9 protein-coding genes are annotated in these 19909 nt (G+C 38.6%); all 9 read left to right on the top strand.

What is annotated here, in order from left to right:
* Window positions 1–83 precede the first annotated feature (83 nt).
* The 9 genes from pyrR (at window position 84) to rpsU (ending at window position 19498) form a co-directional block, all read left to right on the top strand.
* Window positions 84–605, top strand: a complete 522-nt coding sequence (pyrR, locus tag ACTO1Y_RS03510) for a bifunctional pyr operon transcriptional regulator/uracil phosphoribosyltransferase PyrR (RefSeq protein WP_000850019.1) — start codon at window positions 84–86, stop codon at window positions 603–605.
* 17 nt (window positions 606–622) lie between these two features.
* A complete protein-coding gene (locus tag ACTO1Y_RS03505; RefSeq protein WP_235084009.1) occupies window positions 623–1546 on the top strand; it encodes an aspartate carbamoyltransferase catalytic subunit in 924 nt (307 codons plus the stop codon).
* A gap of 49 nt (window positions 1547–1595) precedes the next feature.
* Window positions 1596–2675, top strand: coding sequence for a carbamoyl phosphate synthase small subunit (locus ACTO1Y_RS03500; RefSeq protein WP_254733501.1), 1080 nt, complete (start codon window positions 1596–1598; stop codon window positions 2673–2675).
* A 201-nt stretch (window positions 2676–2876) separates the two neighbouring features.
* Window positions 2877–6053, top strand: a complete 3177-nt coding sequence (gene carB, locus ACTO1Y_RS03495; protein ID WP_441348368.1) for a carbamoyl-phosphate synthase large subunit — start codon at window positions 2877–2879, stop codon at window positions 6051–6053.
* A gap of 390 nt (window positions 6054–6443) precedes the next feature.
* Window positions 6444–13370 (top strand): Spy0128 family protein, encoded by a 6927-nt coding sequence (locus ACTO1Y_RS03490; protein WP_441348367.1) that lies wholly within the window; start codon window positions 6444–6446, stop codon window positions 13368–13370.
* Window positions 13371–13607: 237 nt separating this feature from the next.
* Window positions 13608–16229 (top strand): GbpC/Spa domain-containing protein, encoded by a 2622-nt coding sequence (locus ACTO1Y_RS03485; RefSeq protein WP_441348366.1) that lies wholly within the window; start codon window positions 13608–13610, stop codon window positions 16227–16229.
* 150 nt (window positions 16230–16379) lie between these two features.
* Window positions 16380–17087 (top strand): glucosamine-6-phosphate deaminase, encoded by a 708-nt coding sequence (locus tag ACTO1Y_RS03480; RefSeq protein ID WP_006150776.1) that lies wholly within the window; start codon window positions 16380–16382, stop codon window positions 17085–17087.
* Between the two features lie 237 nt (window positions 17088–17324).
* On the top strand, window positions 17325–19172 hold the full coding sequence (locus ACTO1Y_RS03475) for an Ig-like domain-containing protein (protein WP_441348365.1): 1848 nt from the start codon (window positions 17325–17327) through the stop codon (window positions 19170–19172).
* A 149-nt stretch (window positions 19173–19321) separates the two neighbouring features.
* Entirely contained in the window at window positions 19322–19498 is a 177-nt protein-coding gene (gene rpsU / locus ACTO1Y_RS03470; protein WP_000048054.1) for a 30S ribosomal protein S21, read from the top strand.
* Window positions 19499–19909 lie beyond the last annotated feature (411 nt).

Raw genomic sequence — 19909 nt, 5'->3', positions numbered from 1 at the left:
TTTACTGTTTACAGTAAGGCTCGCTTAGTTATACATTCTCAAGTCTCCTTGAAAAAGGAGACTTTTCTTTTTGGAGGTTTGTCATGAAGACAAAAGAAGTTGTAGACGAATTAACCGTCAAGCGAGCAATTACGCGTATCACTTATGAAATCATCGAACGCAACAAAGATTTGAATAAAATCATTTTAGCGGGTATCAAAACACGTGGTGTCTTTATTGCTCACCGTATTCAAGAACGCTTGGAACAATTGGAAAATATCTCTGTTCCCGTTGTAGAATTAGATACTAAACCTTTCCGTGACGATGTTAAGAGTGGTGAGGATACTTCATTGATTTCTGTCGATGTGACAGATCGCGAAGTCATCTTGGTGGATGATGTGCTCTATACAGGTCGTACAATTCGAGCTGCTATCGATAACATTGTCGGACATGGTCGCCCAGCGCGCGTGAGTCTTGCGGTGTTAGTTGACCGTGGACACAGAGAATTGCCAATTCGACCAGATTACGTTGGGAAAAATATTCCAACCAGTCGTTCTGAAGAAATCATCGTTGAGATGACAGAACTTGATGGCCAAGATAGAGTTTTGATTACTGAAGAAGCTTAATAGCTAAAGGAGTAGCCATGTCAGAAAATCAACAAGTACTGAAACATGTGGTGTCCATGGAAGATCTCACTGTGGATCAGGTTATGAAATTGATTAAACGAGGGATTGAGTTTAAGAATGGAGCTCAGTTGCCTTACGAAGACCATCCCATTGTTTCCAATCTTTTCTTTGAAAATTCGACAAGAACGCATAAATCGTTCGAAGTTGCAGAGATTAAACTAGGATTGGAACGACTTGACTTTGATGTAAAGACAAGTTCAGTCAACAAGGGTGAGACACTCTATGATACCATCCTGACTTTGTCAGCGCTTGGTGTAGATGTCTGCGTTATTCGTCACCCTGAAGTTGATTACTACAGAGAATTGATTGCGAGTCCGACGATCACGACTTCGATTATCAACGGTGGCGACGGTTCAGGGCAACATCCTAGTCAGAGTCTGCTTGATTTAATGACAATTTACGAAGAATTCGGACATTTTGAAGGACTCAAGGTCGCGATTGCTGGAGACTTGGATCATTCACGTGTTGCCAAATCCAATATGCAGATTTTGAAACGTTTGGGAGCTGAACTTTACTTTGCAGGACCTGAGGAATGGAGAAGCCAAGAATTTGCTGACTATGGCCAGTTTGTTACCATTGATGAGATTGTTGACCAGGTGGATGTTCTGATGTTGCTTCGAGTCCAACATGAACGCCACGAGAGTGGAGCCGTCTTTTCAAAAGAAGGCTATCATGCTCAACATGGCTTGAACCAAGAACGCTACAATCGCTTAAAAGAAGAAGCAATCATTATGCATCCTGCTCCAGTAAATCGGGATGTAGAAATTGCTGACCACTTGGTTGAAGCTCCAAAATCACGTATTGTCCAACAAATGACCAATGGAGTCTTTGTTCGAATGGCAATCTTAGAATCCGTATTGGCAAGCAGAAAAGCCAAATAAGACACAAAACGTTAAAAGACGCCAGTGAGCGTCCACGAGAGGTGAGAATATGACAAAACGACTTCTAGTTTTAGAAGATGGCACAGTTTTTGAAGGTAAAGCCTTCGGTGCAGATATTGATGTAACAGGGGAAATCGTCTTTAATACAGGGATGACAGGCTATCAAGAATCCATTACAGACCAGTCTTATAATGGACAAATCTTGACCTTCACTTATCCACTGGTAGGGAATTATGGGATTAACCGTGATGACTACGAATCTATCAGCCCTACTTGTAAGGGAGTTGTAGTTTTCGAAGAGGCACGTAGAGCTAGCAACTGGCGTAACCAGATGACGCTGGATGAGTTCTTGAAAGCTAAGAAAATTCCTGGTATTTCAGGAATTGATACACGTGCGCTTACAAAGATTATCCGTAAACATGGAACCATGCGAGCAACTTTGACACACGCTGGAGACAGTATGGATCATGTTGCTGATCAACTTAAAGCGACTGTTTTACCGACTGATAATATCAGACAAGTTTCAACCAAGACTTCTTATCCAGCTCCAGGAGTTGGTTTGAGTGTTGTTCTAGTAGACTTTGGCCTTAAGCATTCTATTTTACGAGAACTTTCAAAACGTGATTGTAACGTGACTGTAGTTCCATACACAACTACAGCTGAGGAAATCCTACATTTGAATCCTGATGGAGTTATGTTGTCAAATGGTCCGGGAAATCCAGAAGATGTACCAGAAGCACTTGATATGATTCGTGGGATTCTTGGTAAGATTCCGATCTTTGGTATTTGTATGGGTCACCAGCTCTTTGCAATGGCAAATGGTGCAAAGACTTACAAGATGAAGTTTGGTCACCGTGGCTTTAACCATGCAGTTCGAGAAATTGCAACTGGGCGCGTGGACTTCACAAGTCAAAACCATGGCTACGCCGTTAGCCGTGAGGATTTACCAGATCACTTGATTATCACCCATGAAGAAATTAATGATAAGTCAGTTGAAGGGGTACGCCACAGATACCAACCAGGTTTCTCTGTGCAATTTCACCCAGACGCAGCTCCTGGTCCTCATGATGCAAGTTATCTATTTGATGAATTCATCGAGATGATGGAAGCCTTCAAACAAACAAATTAATGACGAGTGTGAAATCGTCGGAGAATTTATTTAATGGCAACCTGAGAGTTGCCGAATAGAAAGGAGAAGGGTGGTCCGTATTTGCTGAACTGAATACGGGCTACGGACGGTGCTAAAAAGATAGTTATAACTAGAACTGACAGTTCTTCGTCATAACTCCTATTTTAGCTTTGTCCGCTTGACGCCCTTAATATCTTATAAATGCCTAAACGTACTGATATTCAAAAAATTATGGTGATTGGTTCTGGTCCAATTATTATTGGTCAGGCTGCTGAGTTTGACTATGCTGGAACCCAAGCCTGCTTGTCTTTGAAAGAGGAGGGTTACGAGGTTGTCTTGGTAAACTCAAACCCTGCGACTATTATGACTGATAAAGAGATTGCAGATAAGGTTTACATCGAACCAATCACACTTGAGTTTGTAACTCGTATTCTCCGCAAGGAACGTCCAGATGCTTTGCTTCCAACTCTTGGAGGTCAAACAGGGCTTAACATGGCAATGGAATTGTCCAAAAACGGAATCTTAGATGAGCTCGGAGTAGAACTTCTCGGTACTAAATTGTCAGCCATCGATCAAGCGGAGGACCGTGACCTCTTTAAACAGTTGATGGAAGAGCTGAACCAACCAATTCCTGAATCAGAAATTGTAAATACAGTTGAAGAAGCTGTTGCCTTTGCTGCGACGATTGGATACCCAGTTATCGTCCGTCCTGCCTTTACTCTAGGTGGTACTGGTGGTGGTATGTGTGCCAACGAAGCAGAATTGCGAGAGATTGCTGAAAATGGTTTGAAGTTGTCACCTGTTACCCAGTGTTTGATTGAACGTTCCATTGCTGGTTTCAAGGAAATTGAGTATGAAGTCATGCGTGACTCAGCTGATAATGCCCTTGTTGTTTGTAACATGGAAAACTTTGACCCAGTTGGGATCCACACAGGGGATTCCATTGTATTTGCTCCAGCGCAAACCATGTCAGATTATGAAAACCAAATGCTTCGTGATGCAAGTTTGAGCATTATCCGTGCTCTCAAGATTGAAGGTGGATGTAACGTTCAATTAGCTCTGGATCCGCACAGCTTTAAGTATTATGTCATCGAAGTAAATCCTCGTGTATCTCGTTCTTCTGCCCTTGCTTCTAAGGCGACAGGTTACCCAATCGCTAAATTGGCTGCTAAGATTGCAGTAGGATTGACATTGGATGAGGTTATTAACCCTGTTACAGGTTCAACTTATGCTATGTTTGAACCAGCCCTTGACTATGTGGTTGCAAAGATTCCACGCTTCCCATTTGACAAGTTTGAAAAGGGTGAACGTCGTCTTGGTACTCAGATGAAGGCAACTGGAGAAGTTATGGCTATCGGTCGTAACATCGAGGAATCACTTCTTAAGGCTTGTCGTTCTCTTGAAATTGGAGTTCACCACAATGAAATGCCTGAACTTGCAGAAGTCTCAGATGATGCCTTGATTGAAAAAGTTGTCAAAGCTCAAGATGACCGTCTTTTCTACGTATCTGAAGCCATTCGTCGTGGTTATACACCAGAAGAGATTGCTGACTTGACTAAGATTGATATCTTCTATCTTGATAAACTCTTGCATATCTTTGAGATTGAGCAAGAATTGGGCGCACATCCACAAGATCTAGCAGTCCTAAAAACAGCAAAACTCAATGGTTTCTCAGATCGTAAAATTGCTGAACTTTGGGGAACTACGGCTGACCATGTTCGCCAACTACGTTTAGAAAACAAGATTGTCCCAGTTTACAAGATGGTTGATACTTGTGCTGCAGAGTTTGAATCAGAAACTCCGTACTTCTATTCAACCTATGGTTGGGAAAATGAATCTATCAAGTCTGATAAGGAATCTGTTCTAGTCTTGGGTTCTGGTCCAATCCGTATCGGTCAAGGTGTGGAGTTTGACTACGCAACTGTTCACTCTGTTAAGGCAATCCAAGCTGCTGGCTATGAAGCTATCATCATGAACTCAAACCCAGAGACAGTTTCAACAGACTTCTCTGTATCTGATAAACTCTACTTTGAACCATTAACGTTCGAAGATGTTATGAATGTTATCGATTTAGAGCAACCAAAAGGTGTTATCGTTCAATTTGGTGGTCAAACAGCTATCAACCTTGCTGAGCCTTTAGCCAAAGCTGGTGTGACCATTCTTGGTACACAAGTCGCTGACCTAGACCGTGCCGAAGACCGCGACCTCTTCGAACAAGCCCTTAAAGACTTGGATATTCCACAGCCACCTGGCCAGACTGCAACAAACGAAGAAGAAGCGGTGCTTGCAGCTCGTAAGATTGGTTTCCCAGTCCTTGTTCGTCCTTCATATGTTTTGGGTGGACGTGCTATGGAAATCGTAGAGAACGAAGAAGACCTTCGTTCTTACATGCGTACTGCGGTTAAGGCAAGTCCAGACCATCCAGTTCTTGTCGACTCTTATATCGTTGGACAAGAATGTGAAGTTGATGCCATCTCAGACGGACAAAATGTCCTCATTCCAGGTATCATGGAACATATCGAACGTGCTGGTGTCCACTCAGGTGACTCAATGGCTGTTTACCCTCCACAAACCTTGTCTCAAAAGGTGCAAGAAACGATTGCAGATTACACTAAGCGTCTTGCAATTGGCCTCAACTGTCTTGGTATGATGAACATTCAGTTTGTTATCAAGGATGAGAAAGTATACGTCATTGAAGTAAACCCTCGTGCTAGCCGTACCGTACCGTTCCTTTCAAAAGTAACCAATATCCCTATGGCACAGGTAGCGACTAAGTTGATTCTTGGTCAAAGTCTCGAAGAACTTGGTTACCAAGATGGACTTTACCCAGAAAGTACTCGCGTCCATATCAAGGCACCAGTCTTCTCCTTTACCAAACTAGCTAAGGTAGACAGCCTTCTTGGTCCTGAAATGAAGTCAACAGGGGAAGTTATGGGGTCTGATACCACTCTTGAAAAAGCCCTCTATAAAGCTTTTGAAGCTTCATACCTCCACTTGCCAACCTTTGGGAACGTTGTCTTTACCATCGCAGACGATGCAAAAGAAGAAGCTTTAGATTTAGCGCGTCGTTTCCAAAATATTGGTTACGGAATCCTTGCAACTGCAGGAACAGCGGAGTTCTTTGCAAGTCATGGATTACAGACTCAACTTGTTGGTAAAATCGGTCATGATGAACACGATATCCCAAGCTACGTCCGCAAAGGAAAAATTCAAGCCATTATCAATACCGTCGGTACCAAACGGACAGCCGACGAAGACGGAGAACAAATCCGTCGATCTGCCATCGAACATGGGGTGCCTCTCTTTACAGCTTTGGATACAGCAGATGCCATGCTAAAAGTATTAGAAAGCAGAAGTTTTGTCACAGAAGCGATTTAAAAAATAAGATTCTCTTTGGAGAATCTTTTTTTATTTATGAAAACAATGATAAGGTTTTCACAATCATTAAAATGTAATCAAATTGAAATATTTAGAAAAAGAAATATAATAAATGAAAAGATTATTAAATAAAAAAATCTTGTATATAAGGACTGATTTATGCATATATGTAAATATATATTATAAATTATAGATAGCTAAAAACACTGTTAAAATCCATAAGAAAGTGTTTTCCAGAGTATGTAATTAATTGAATTAATATTGATTTTTTGATATGATGGAAATGCTAAAGTGGGTAAATTCCAGCTTTCAATTATTGTGCATAGGGTACAAGATTTGTAGAAATATTACCTTCTGTTAGTTAAATATATAAAAGGAGAACTTATCCATATGATAAGAAAGGAACAACAACGTTTTTCTTTGAGAAAATATAAGGTAGGTGTTGCATCTGTATTTTTAGGGACAACTCTTAGCTTTTTGATGGCTAATGGTGGTGCAGTTCAAGCTTCTGAGCTTCCTACACAATCAGCTTCTGAAGAAAAAATTGAGTTGGTGAAAAAGGATGTCAGCAGTGAGGATTCCTCTAAAAAGGAACAAGATGTTGTAGCAAATGTTCCAACAGCTGAGCTTGCTGAAGAAAATAAAGTAGAAGAAGCAAAACCTACTTCTGAGTCTAAAGTAGAAGAAGCTAAATCTGAAGCGACTACTTCAGAAAAAGCATCAGAGGTAAAACCTGCTTCAACTGAGACTGAGGTTGCTAATAAGGAAACTGCTAAGCCGGTTGAAAAAGCTGAAGAAACTAAGCCAGCTATTTCAGAAGGTGATAAACCTAAAGTTCGTAATCGTCGTGCTACAACTGAAGATGCAGTTTCTGGAGATCACAACTCTAAGCCTGTCAGTATTAGTACCTATCTAAAAGATGGTGAAACAGTTGATCCAACTATACAGAATCCAAATGGAGCTACGGTTAGGTCTCAAACTGTACCAGCTGGATATGCAAGAAAAGAAGGTGATTACTATACATATGCGGTTTGGGATTTAACTGAATTCAATAATCGTTATGGTACAAAATACTATGCACGTGCTTATAAGAGATTTGATGAATCTACAGATACAACAGTTGAATTGATTGATAAAACAACTGGTAATGTCGTAGAAACAAAAACAGTAACAGCTACAAGTGGTGTTCAAAAATTCACAACTACCACAACAGCGTCTAATAGTCAATTAACGTTCCAAATAGATTATCAAGCTGGTACTTCTGAAAAAGGTAAAACAACTCAGCCATTTATTCAAAATGGTTATGAAGTTGGAAAGAGCATCACAGATTTAGTCGCACCAGGTCATAACCTTACACCTGCTGAACAAGCTCTTTATACTGCGGTTTATAACGCTCGTACGACAACAGATATTTTAAACGTTGTAGAACCAGCTTATAACGGTCGTACAATTACCGATTCAAATGCAAAAATCCCAGAAGCAGTTGAAAAAACAACTTACTATAGAGTAGTTGATAAAAACAATGCGACGTTCAACGCAAATAAGACAGATAAAACTGTTCAAGACTATGTACCAAATGGTAATGAAGTAGACCTAGCTAGATATACTCTTAAAGCTATGGAAGGACAAAGCTTTACAGCATCAGGTGAGCGTCAATTTGATGGCTACAAGTTGTATCAAACAGCTGATGCAAACGATAAATCAGGCTATGTAAGTCGCCCATACAAAGTCGGTACTAAATTTATGGACGCTGAGCGTGCAGGAATTAAACGGATTAAAGAAATCGTAGGTGAAGATGGATCTGTAGTTGTTCGTGTTTATCTTCTTGATCCAAAACAACAAAGCAAACGTTCTGATGGTACATTGAGCACTGACGGCTACATGTTGCTAGCAGAAACGAAGCCTATTAAACCAGGTGATTACAATAAAGAAGATTTAGTTGTTAAGAAATCACCTCTTAACACAATTGCTTTCACAGATAGTAAAGGTGTAAACTATCCAAACGGTAAAGAAGTTCCATTTGACTTCCAAACAGCTGCTGGATATACACCTAAGAAAACAGTCTTTGTACCATTCTTAGGAGATAAGATTGGTCACCTTTCTCCAAACGAACAATTGGTTCGTGGAGTAAACGGTATCGGTACTAACGTTGACTTGCTCAACTCATTGACACCATACAAACAACCAATTTATTACTATGTCAAACAAAATCCAGTTGAAGTGACTCCGGAAGTTGAAAAACAATTGGACGGACGTGTCTTGACAGACGGTGAGTTTACATTCAAATTAACAGAAGAGAAAAGTACACCTGATAAACATGAAGAAACAGTTAGCAATAAAGATGGAAAAGCTACATTCAGCAAGCTTTCTTTTAACAAAGTTGGTACTTATAAATACAAGATCACTGAACAGAAGGGCTCTGATGCAAATGTAGATTACGATTCAATGACAGTTACCATGACTGTCAATGTAACTGAGAACACTCAGGGTGACTTGGAAGCTACAGTTAAATACAGTTCAGAAGGTGGATTTAGCGCAAGTAATGATGATAAAATCTTCAATAACTATGTTGTTGCTCCAGTTGTTACAAGATTTGACTTTACTAAAAAATTAGCCGGTCGTAAGTTAAAAGCTGGTGAATTCAGCTTTGTTCTCAAAGATCAAGATGGTAATGTTATTGAAACAGTTAAGAATGATGAAGAAGGAAATGTGACCTTTACTGAATTGTCATATGACAATACTAAAATTGGTACCCACTCATACTCTGTTGAGGAAGTTATCCCAGCTGATGCAGATAAAGAATTTGGTATGACATACGATACCATGAAAGCATTTGTCCGTGTAAAAGTTGCTAAAAATGGCCATACCTTAACAACTGTTACAGATATTGCTTCAACAGGTGGTAAGAATGCTGCTGGGGAATCAACTGACACTCAAGAAGATACTGAATTCAACAACAAAGTCACTCCTCCAGCCACACCTGAATTCCAACCAGAAAAATTTGTCGTTTCTAAAGAGAAATATGATATTACTGGCAACAAGTTGATGAACGACGACGATGAGTTGGCAAATGAATACACTGAAACAAATGCAGATCCATATGTAGACAAGACCACTAACAACGAACCAGAAAACTTGAATACCAAGACAGTTAAACGTGGTTCTAAATTAGTTTACCAAGTATGGCTTGATACTACTAAATTCACTGAAGCAAATAACATCCAATACGTTGGTGTATCTGATACATACGACGCTGATAAATTGGACGTCAATGCAGCGGATATCAAAGCATATGATTCAGTAACTGGTGCAGAAGTAACCAATAAATTCGACATCAAAGTTGAAAATGGTACGATTACTGCAACTTCAAAAGATGAATTTATCAAAGATAAAGTGCATGCTCCTGTTATCAACACAACTGAGTTCGAATTTGGACGTTACTATAAATTTGATATTCCAGCAACTGTGAAAGAATCTGTTAAAGCTGGTGCTGATATTGAAAATACAGCCAACCAAACAGTTCACGTTTACAACCCAGTAAGCAAGACAGTTGAAAAACCTGAAAAACCAACACAAAAACGCGTCAACAACGTTCCAGTTCCAGTGGAAATGAACTTCACTAAACGTTTGGATGGTCGTGAACTTCAAGCCAACGAATTCGAATTCGTATTGAAGAAAGACGGCGTTGAAGTTGAACGCGTGAAGAATGATGCTGCTGGTAATGTTGTCTTCAAGACTCTCGAGTTCGGTCGCGATGATCTTGGTAAGACATACAACTACACAGTAGAAGAAACTCCTGGTGCAGATGCAACTGTCAATTATGACACAATGGTTGCTACTGTTAAAGTAGTTGTATCACATGATGGTACAGCAAAGGCAATTGTTGCCAACGTAACAGATGCTGATGATAAAGAGTTCAACAATACAGTTACTCCTCCAGAAGAACCTAAGTTCCAACCAGAGAAATACGTTGTTTCTAAAGAGAAATACGATATCACTGGTGATAAGCTCATTGATGACGATTCTGAGTTGACAGATAAATATGGTGAAACAAACGCGAATCCATACGCGGATAATACCATCAATAATGAAGTGGAAAACTTAAATACTAAGACTGTTGAACGTGGTTCTAAATTAGTTTACCAAGTATGGTTGGATACAACTAAATTTGATGCAGCTAACAAGGACAACATCCAAACAGTTGGTATCTCAGATAACTATGATGAAGCTAAATTAAATCTTAATGCAGCTGACATCAAAGCCTACGACTCTGTAACAGGTGCAGAAGTAACTGATAAATTCGATATCGCTGTAAATGATGGTGTGATTACTGCAACCCTTAAAGATGGCTTCACGAAGTCACTTGGTGACGCAGAAAACACACAAGTGATCGATACAACTAAATTCGAATTCGGACGTTACTACAAGTTCGATATCCCAACAACAGTGAAAGCTGATGTTCCTGGTGGTGTAGACATCGAGAATAGTGCGGCTCAAGTAGTAAACTACTACAACCCAACGACTAAAAAAGTTGAAAAACCAAGTAAACCAACTGAAAAACGTGTAAACAACGTCCCAATTCAAATTGAACTTGACTTCAAGAAAGCTCTTGCAGGTCGTCAATTGAAAGCGAATGAGTTTACTTTCCAATTGTTAGACGATGATGAATTCAATGTTCTTGAAACAGCAACTAATGATAAGGATGGTAAGATTAAATTCACTAGCCTTAAATACACAAACAATGATCTCGGTGTTTACCGTTACAAAGTAGTAGAAGTTGCTGGTACAGACTCAACCGTTACGTATGACAATATGAAGGCTGTTGTAACAGTCACTGTTTCTCATGATGGTACAGCTAAAGCTTTAGTTGCTAAGGTCGGAGATATTGCCGATAAAGAATTTAATAACACAGTTCGCCCTCCAGAAGAGCCTAAGTTCCAACCAGAGAAATACGTTGTTTCTAAAGCTAAATTCGATATTACAGGTACTAAGCTCGCTGATGACGATTCTGAGTTGACAGATAAATATGGTGAAACAAATACAAACCCATATGTGGATACAACTAACAACAACGAAGATGAAAATTTGAATACGAAACCAGTTGAACGTGGTCAAAAACTTTACTATCAAGTATGGTTGGATACAACTAAATTTGACGCAAACAACAAAGACAATATCCAAACAGTAGGAATCACAGATAACTACGACAAGGATAAATTGACTGTTAGTGCTTCAGATATCAAGGTTTACGATTCCGTTACTGGTGCAGACGTTACGACGAAATTCGATATCTCTGATAACAATGGTGTTCTGACAGCTAACCTGAAAGATGGCTTCACGAAGTCACTTGGCGACGCTGAAAACACACAAGTGATCGATACAACTAAATTCGAATTCGGACGTTACTACAAGTTCGATATCCCAGCAACAGTGAAAGACGATGTCGTAGCTGGTGCAGATATTGAAAACAAGGCAGCACAAGTCGTTAACTACTACAACCCAGTAAGCAAGACTGTTGAAAAACCAAACAAACCAACTGAAAAACGTGTCAACAGTGTTCCAATCTCAGTAGAATTTAACTTCACTAAGAAATTGGAAGGTCGTGAACTGAAAGCTAACGAATTCACATTCGAGTTGAAAGACAGCGACAATGTTGTGATTGCGACTGCAACCAACGATGCAGCTGGCAAGATCAAGTTTGATCCAGTAGATTACACTAATAAAGCTGGTGAAACTGTTACTGCCCTTAAATACAAGAAGGGTCAAGAAGGTACTTACAAGTACACTGTAACAGAGGTTAAGGGTACAGACGCAACTGTATCATACGATACAATGAAAGCAGAAGTAACTGTAACAGTATCTCATGACGGTACTGCGAAAGCCTTGATCACAAACGTGACAGAACCTGCGGATAAAGAATTTAACAACCGTGTGACTCCACCAGAAACTCCTGAGTTTAACCCAGAAAAATACATCCTTAATGAAGAAAAATTTGATATTACTGGAACTAAACTTCTGGATGATGATAAAGAGTTGACTGATAAAGTAGCTGATACCAACAAAGATCCATATGTGGACAATGTTGATAATAATGAAAAGCAAAATATCAATACTCAAACACTCCATAAAGGTGATAAGGTTGTTTACCAAGTATGGTTGGATACAACTAAATTCAAAGAAGGTCACAATATTCAATCTGTAGGAATTACAGATAAATATGACAACGAAAACTTGGATGTTAATGTATCTGAAATTAAGGCTTACGATTCAGTAACTGGAGCTGATGTGACTGACAAGTTCGATATCAAGGTTGAAGATGGTGTCATTACTGCTACATCTAAGGCTGACTTGACTAAGTCTCTTGGAGATGCGGAAGATACACAAGTAATTGATACTACTAAGCTAGCGTTTGGTCGTTACTATAAGTTTGATATTCTTGCACGTATCAAGGACACTGCTAAGGAAGGTGTAGATATTGAAAATACGGCTTCTCAAATTGTTCACCAATATGATCCAACTAAGAAATCAGTTGAAAAACCAGAAAAACCAACTGAAAAACGTGTTGTTAATATCCCAGTAAAAGTTGAATTCAACTTCACGAAGAAATTGGAAGGTCGTGCGTTGAAAGCTGGAGAATTCAGCTTCGTATTGAAAGACAAAGATGGCAACGTAATTGAAACTGTAAGCAACGATGCAGAAGGTAAGATCAAGTTCTCAGCTCTTGAGTTCAAACGTGGTCAAGAAGGCACTCATATCTATCATGTAGAAGAAGTGAAAGGTACAGAGGCTGGAGTTGAGTATGACAAGATGATAGTGACTGTTGGAGTTACTGTAACTAAGGATGGTAAAGTGTTAACCCTTACTTCACAAATGCCTGAAGATACTGAGTTTAACAACAAGGTAACACCGCCAACACCGCCAACACCGCCAACGCCGCCAACACCGCCAACACCACCAACGCCGCCAACACCACCAACACCGCCAACACCACCAACACCACCAACACCGCCAACACCGCCAACACCACCAACACCACCAACACCACCAACACCACCAACACCGCCAACACCGCCAACACCGCCAACACCACCAACACCGCCAACACCACCAACACCGCCAACACCACCAACACCACCAACGCCGCCAACACCGGTAACACCACCAACACCGGTAACACCACCAACTCCAGAAAAACCTAAAGGTCCTGAGTTGCCAAATACTGGTGAACAATCTAAATCTGGAGTTGCCGCACTTGGTGCTGCGCTTGGTCTTGTAGGTCTAGGTTTGGTTGTAAAACGTAAAAAACGTGAAGAATAAAATATACAAAATCGCATTCATTTAGCGATGAACTAACGATTTTAGTTCTGAAATGAAAAGGCTTTGCTCGAAAGAGCAAGGCCTTTTTATTATTTTGAAATATTTATGAAATTTTATTGAAAGAAAATGAAAATTATTGAAATCACATATTTTTTTTGATAAAATTAGTATGTTTTTAAGAATCAAATCTTTTATGCTTGAGAACATTTTAAATTTAAAATAAAAGAAGGAATTGTCATGTCATCGTTAAAGAATAATAAAACGATTAAGTATGCCTTGAGAAAAACCTCAGTTGCTTTTGGTTCTGTTGCAGTCGCAACGGTGATTGCTGCTGCAGGTATCGCCACTGTATCAGCCGATGAAACTTCATCAGCAACTACACCTGTTGTTTCAACTACAACAGTAGCTGGAGAAGAAACAAAAGAAGTTGCGGTTCCAGAGAAGTTGGAAGAAGCTAAAACTGCTGCCACAAATGAAGGTCTTGAAGTTAAAGAAACTGAGACTAAAAAGCAAGATTCTGAGGAAGCTGCTGCTAAAGATTACGAAAAACAAGTTACAGATATTAATAAAACTGTAGCTGATTATAAAGCTGAAGTAGCAGCAAATCAAGAAGCTTACGAAAAAGAAAAAGCTGAAGTTGATGCTAAAAATGCTGCTGCACAAGCAAACTACGATAAAGAGCTTGAAGCTTACAACGAAAAACTTACTGCTTATAAAAAAGAATTGACTGAAAAATCAGCAGAAAAAACAGCAGTAGAACAGAGTAATGAAGAGGCACGTGTTGCTTATGAAAAAGCTCTTGAAGAATATAACACAGCACTTGCAGCATACAATGCATCTGTAACAGCAAATCAAGAAGCTACTGAAAGTAATAAATTAGCTCAAGCAGAATATGAAGCTAAATTAGCTGACTACAAGACTAAAAAAGCTGCTTATGATGAAGCACAAGCTGCTTACTTGATTGAGCTCGAAATTTACAACAAGAAAAAAGCACAATACGATGATGCTAAAGATGCCTTCAATAAGATGGTTGCAGAGCGTGGTGGAAATCCTGAGAAATACAAACAAGATTTGACATTCCTCTCTGAAGAACTTGCTGATGGTGAAACAACTAAAATCACACACCAAACAACTGGATTAACAACTTACTTGACAAAAGAAGGTCAAGCTCGTATGTACGGTGATGGTAAAGCTACTAAGATGTATGAAACTAAGAATCTACAAGATTCTGATGTGACAACTACAAATCCATATGCCAACAATGAAATTGAGTGGGGAGTTGTAAAAGTCGGAGACAAATTTGATGTTACATACACAGGACTTACTCAAGCTAAAATTGTAAAAGGTAGCGAAGAAAAACGTATTGCAAAAGTTGTTTATAAATACGAAGTGAAGAGCCTTCCATCATCAGATGGAAAAGGAATCGTTCAAATTTACAACGATCCAGCAGTTACAATGACAATTGGTAGCTCAACAGATACTGAAAACCCAGTTACAGTTGGTGTTGACATTGAGTTTTATGATGAAAATGACCAATTGATTGATTTGTCACAACACAATGCAATCCTTGCCCTTAACTCACTTAACCACTGGAATGGTGCATCTTATGTTGAAAATGACAAACCTCGTCCTCTAGTTGTTGAAGCTAAAGATAGCGAAGGCAATACAGTTCGTGGAACTTGGGATCCATATTCAGACGGAAGTGAACCAAAACTTGATGGTGCAGACGTTGTTGTGAAAAGCGGTAAAGCTGACTTCGGTAGTGCAGAAGTTGATATCAATGCTGATAATCCTTTGAAAATTGTTGCTCAAAAAGCAACATGGGATGCTGATGCCTTCAAAGTAACTGAAGAAATAACAGTTGATGCTACAACAGTGAACGCATCTGGTGGCGGAAATGGTCACTCAGTTGGTACTGAAGAGTACACATTCGGTGATAAATCAGACGTTATCGGTTCTTACACTGTAGACGCTAAATCAGGTGTTTTGAGATACACACCAAAAATGAAACACCAAGATACTCCTCACGTTGAGTCTGTAAACATTGGTGACAAAGAGTTTATTAAACTTCCAAATTCAAGTGTAGACCAATATTCATCGACAAAAGAAGTATCTGCTAAAGAACAAAACCAATACATGGCTCAAGGTGCTACATTTAATGCAGACTCTTCAAGTGAAACTAAGGGTTGGGATGATCCTAAGAGCCCTTACCTTTACTATGGTGGTGCTGCTGTTATTTTGAAAGATGGTCATCTTGAATTTACAGCAAAAGGTGCTAACGCAACAGACGAAGCAACTCTCTATTGGTTCTCTATCAACTCAAACGTTGGCTTCCCTCAAGATCCAGGTGAAGAGCCAGTTAAACCAACAGAACCAACACCTCCAGTTAAACCTGAAAAACCAGAATTGACAGAAGTACCAACTGTTAAAGAAAAACCAGTTCCACCGACAGAACCAGAATATAAAACTGTACCTGTCTTACCAAGTGAACCGGTTAAACCAGAAGCACCTGAGTTGGTGAAGGATCCTGTTAAGAAAGAAACAGAAAAACCAGTTGTTAAATGGAATAAAAATGTTGTGCTTATCAAGGAAAATGAAAAACCACAACCTAAACCAGAACCAAAACCAGAGCCTAAGCCAGAACCAAAACCAGAGCCTAAGCCGGAACCAAAACCAGAGCCTAAGCCAGAACCTAAGCTAGAGTCTAAGTCAGAGTCAAAATCAGAAACTAATCAAAAAGATTCAGAGAGAGTATTACCAAATACTGGTTCAGCTGATCAATCATTCATGACTTATTCAGCACTTATTGGTTTAGCTACTGCCGGTTATGCTTTGTCAAGAAAGAAAAAAGAAGACTAATTCATTCTGACAGTTTTAAAAAAGAAGACTAGTTTAGTCTTCTTTTTTTACTTAACTTTATCCAATAAAATTTAAAATATTAAACCGTTTACACTTGACAAAAATTGGTCTATACCATATAATGAAATAAAGAAATGTGGAGGAACAATTATGAAAGTTATTCAAGTAAAAAATCCTGAAGAAGGTGGAAAAGTAGCTTTTGAAATTTTAAAAGAAAAGTTAGCAAAGGGTGCTCAAACATTAGGACTTGCGACAGGTAGCAGTCCACTTGAGTTCTACAGAGAAATCGTAGAGAGTGACCTTGATTTTTCAAACCTTACAAGTGTCAACTTGGACGAATATGTAGGATTAGATGGAGATAATCCTCAATCTTATCGTTATTTCATGCAAGAACATCTGTTCAATAAAAAGCCATTTAAAGAAAGCTTTTTGCCTCGTGGAGTTAAAGACAATGCAGAAGAAGAAGTAGAACGCTATAATCAAATTCTTGCTGATCATCCGGTTGATTTGCAAATCTTGGGAATTGGTCGAAATGGTCACATTGGATTTAACGAACCAGGAACTCCGTTCGATAGCCAAACTCATCTTGTAGACCTTGATCAGTCTACCATTGAGGCTAATGCTCGTTTCTTTGATAAAATCGAAGACGTACCAACACAAGCTATTTCAATGGGTATTAAAAATATCTTAGATGCCAAATCTATTCTTCTCTTCGCTTATGGCCCATCAAAAGCAGAAGCTATTGCCGGAACTGTTGAAGGTCCAGTGACTGAAAATCTACCAGCAAGTAGTTTGCAAAATCATTCGGATGTGACTATTATTGCGGATGCAGAAGCACTTAGCTTGTTAAAGAAATAAGTTGACATTTATATAGACCAATCTATGGCTTACTTTGATTGGTCTTTTTGTTTGATATTTGATAAGTAAACATTTAAAAATATCTAGCAGTCAGGTTTAAAAAAGAACGGATTATAAAATAACAACACCTAATAAACGTAAAATATATAAAAAGTGTTTTTTTATAAATATATTTCAAACTATTTTATGAATAAAACTAGACTTTAGTAAAAAATACTGGTATACTGATATCGTTTAATGTCTAAACAATTAAATTTAAGGAGACTATTTAAGGTGAATAAGAAAAAAATAGCTTTTTTTTCGTTCATTATTTGCTTATTTACGATCATTTTTTCTCTTAGCTTGAACAAAGCTTTTGCAGAAAATGCAGCAAGTAGTAAGACTATTGATGCCATAACATCATTAGATATTGCAAATAATTCAGGTGGTAATCTTGAGAAAGATTTGGAACAGTGGGTTACATTTAGGCTTAACGCAACATATGATTTGACAGATAAAGATGTTAAAGCTGGTGATACCACGGTTGTAGATTTGTCAGATGCTTTATATATCGAATCAGAAAATTTTGAGATTCGTGATGAAAAAACAAATGAAGTCATCGCAAATGCTAAAATCGACGAAACTAAAAAACATATCGTATTAACGTATACGGATTATGTAGAAAAGCACTCTGATACCAGTGGATCTTTCTTTGTCTATACTCGAGTGGATTTCCAAAAACACCCTGAAAAAGGAGAAATCCCTGTCGAGGTAACAATTAATGGAAAAACACAGATCGTTGACAAGGTTAACTTTACCGGTGTTGGAGATGGAAACCCAGAGCTTTTTTCTAAAACAGGTTGGGTAAGTAATGCAGAGCAAAATATACTTTCTTACACTATCTCAATTAACCGTACTAAAGAAAGTGTCCAAGATGCAACTGTAGAAGACACGTTGAAGTTTTCTAATGCATCTTATATCAAAGATAGTATTCGAGTGATCAAGGGTAAGTTTGACTATGTGAAAGGTCTCTGGGAATTTACAGATAGAACAGATGTAACAGACCAACATACTGTTACAGTCAGTGAAGATGGTCAGTCATTTGTTATTCAACTTGGTGATATTACAGAAAATGACCAGTACCGCATTGAATATAATGTTCAAGCCAATTATTCACCAGCAGATGGCGAAATCTTGAATAATGACGCTGTCTTAAAAGGTAAAGGAATAACTATTAAAGAGGTTGTACAATCAACTGTAGTTCAAGTATCTGGTGGGTCAGGTATTGGATATGTATTCACGATTCACATCCATAAAGTTGATGATGAAAACCAACCGGTAGCTGGTGCTAAATTTAAGGTTGTTCGACAAGCTAACAATCAAGTGATTGGTGAGTATGTTACAGATGCTGAAGGGAAAATTACAGTAACTGGCCTTTTGAAAGACAAGTATATCTTAACTGAAGTTGAAGCACCAACAGGTTATGTGATAAATACAGCAGACACAGAAGTGAATGCAACAGATTTTGGAGCTGATAAATCAGTTACAAAAACAATCGTCAATCCAAAAGAACAAACCACAACTACGACAACCACAACAGAAGCGCCGACGACAACATCAACGACTACAACGACAGAAGCGCCGACGACAACATCAACGACAACCACAACAGAAGCGCCGCCGACAACATCAACGACAACCACAACAGAAGCGCCGACGACAACATCAACGAGTACAACGACAGAAGCGCCGACGACAACATCAACGAGTACAACGACAGAAGCGCCGACAACAACATCAACGAGTACAACGACAGAAGTGCCGACAACAACATCAACGAGTACAACGACAGAAGCGCCGACGACAACATCAACGACTACAACGATAGAAGCGCCGACAACAACATCAACGAGTACAACGACAGAAGAGCCAACGACTACTTCAACGACTATAACAACTTCAAAACCAGAAGTATCTGAGACAACTACTACAGAAGATAAGCCAGGTCTTCCATATACTGGTGAGTCTACAGGTATTGCATTAGTAATTGCTGGTGTATCTATCTTGGCAGGTAGTCTCGTTATGAAAAAGAAATTTTCTAAATAATTGAGTTTAGAATAAGATAGTTAATAAAAAGGACTTTAGGGTCCTTTTTATTTGTCAATGAAAAATAATGAAATGCACTATTTTTCTTGACAATTTTCATCAATACATGTAAAATAGAATAGATCTTGAACTTGAAGGGAGTGAAAATAATGTCTAAAACAGTAGTACGTAAGAATGAATCTCTTGACGATGCACTTCGTCGTTTCAAACGTGCGGTTACTAAAGCTGGTACTCTTCAAGAAACACGCAAACGTGAATTCTATGAAAAACCTTCTGTAAAACGTAAACGTAAATCAGAAGCAGCTCGTAAACGTAAAAAATTCTAATTTGAAATGAAAGACTAGACTTATCTAGTCTTTTTTTGCTAATCACAAAGAGTAAAATCACAGTGAAGATTGTTAATTCAGTGTTAAACAGATATTCTAAACTTGGAAGCTTTTTGATTGTAGTTATGTGTTTTATATAAAGTTAAAATGTTGACGTTGAGAAAGTATCCTCGTTGAGGAAATTAAAAACATACTGACAGAAGTATAGGAAAACTGCTAGATATAGGTGCTGACAAAAACTATTAAAAGTCAATTTTTGAGAATAGATTTACTGATAAAAGAAAATTAAAACTCATCAATTAATCTGAAACAGTGTTGCTAAAGTCATTTGGCGCAGTAAAAATGACATTTTGTATTTTACCCCCCTTTTTTCTTGTTTTTTTGGTATAATTAAAAATATTAGTAGAAAAA

Source organism: Streptococcus sp. V728 (assembly GCF_052077995.1).
GTDB classification, from domain to species: domain Bacteria; phylum Bacillota; class Bacilli; order Lactobacillales; family Streptococcaceae; genus Streptococcus; species Streptococcus infantis_B.
This window is presented reverse-complemented; position numbering and strand designations above follow the sequence as displayed.

Coding starts and splice junctions, on each gene's coding strand:
- ACTO1Y_RS03480 (WP_006150776.1), top strand. CDS start 16,380: ATGAAAGTTATTCAAGTAAAAAATCCTGAAGAAGGTGGAAAAGTAGCT.
- ACTO1Y_RS03500 (WP_254733501.1), top strand. CDS start 1,596: ATGACAAAACGACTTCTAGTTTTAGAAGATGGCACAGTTTTTGAAGGT.
- ACTO1Y_RS03485 (WP_441348366.1), top strand. CDS start 13,608: ATGTCATCGTTAAAGAATAATAAAACGATTAAGTATGCCTTGAGAAAA.
- rpsU (WP_000048054.1), top strand. CDS start 19,322: ATGTCTAAAACAGTAGTACGTAAGAATGAATCTCTTGACGATGCACTT.
- ACTO1Y_RS03475 (WP_441348365.1), top strand. CDS start 17,325: ATGTCTAAACAATTAAATTTAAGGAGACTATTTAAGGTGAATAAGAAA.
- pyrR (WP_000850019.1), top strand. CDS start 84: ATGAAGACAAAAGAAGTTGTAGACGAATTAACCGTCAAGCGAGCAATT.
- ACTO1Y_RS03490 (WP_441348367.1), top strand. CDS start 6,444: ATGATAAGAAAGGAACAACAACGTTTTTCTTTGAGAAAATATAAGGTA.
- carB (WP_441348368.1), top strand. CDS start 2,877: ATGCCTAAACGTACTGATATTCAAAAAATTATGGTGATTGGTTCTGGT.
- ACTO1Y_RS03505 (WP_235084009.1), top strand. CDS start 623: ATGTCAGAAAATCAACAAGTACTGAAACATGTGGTGTCCATGGAAGAT.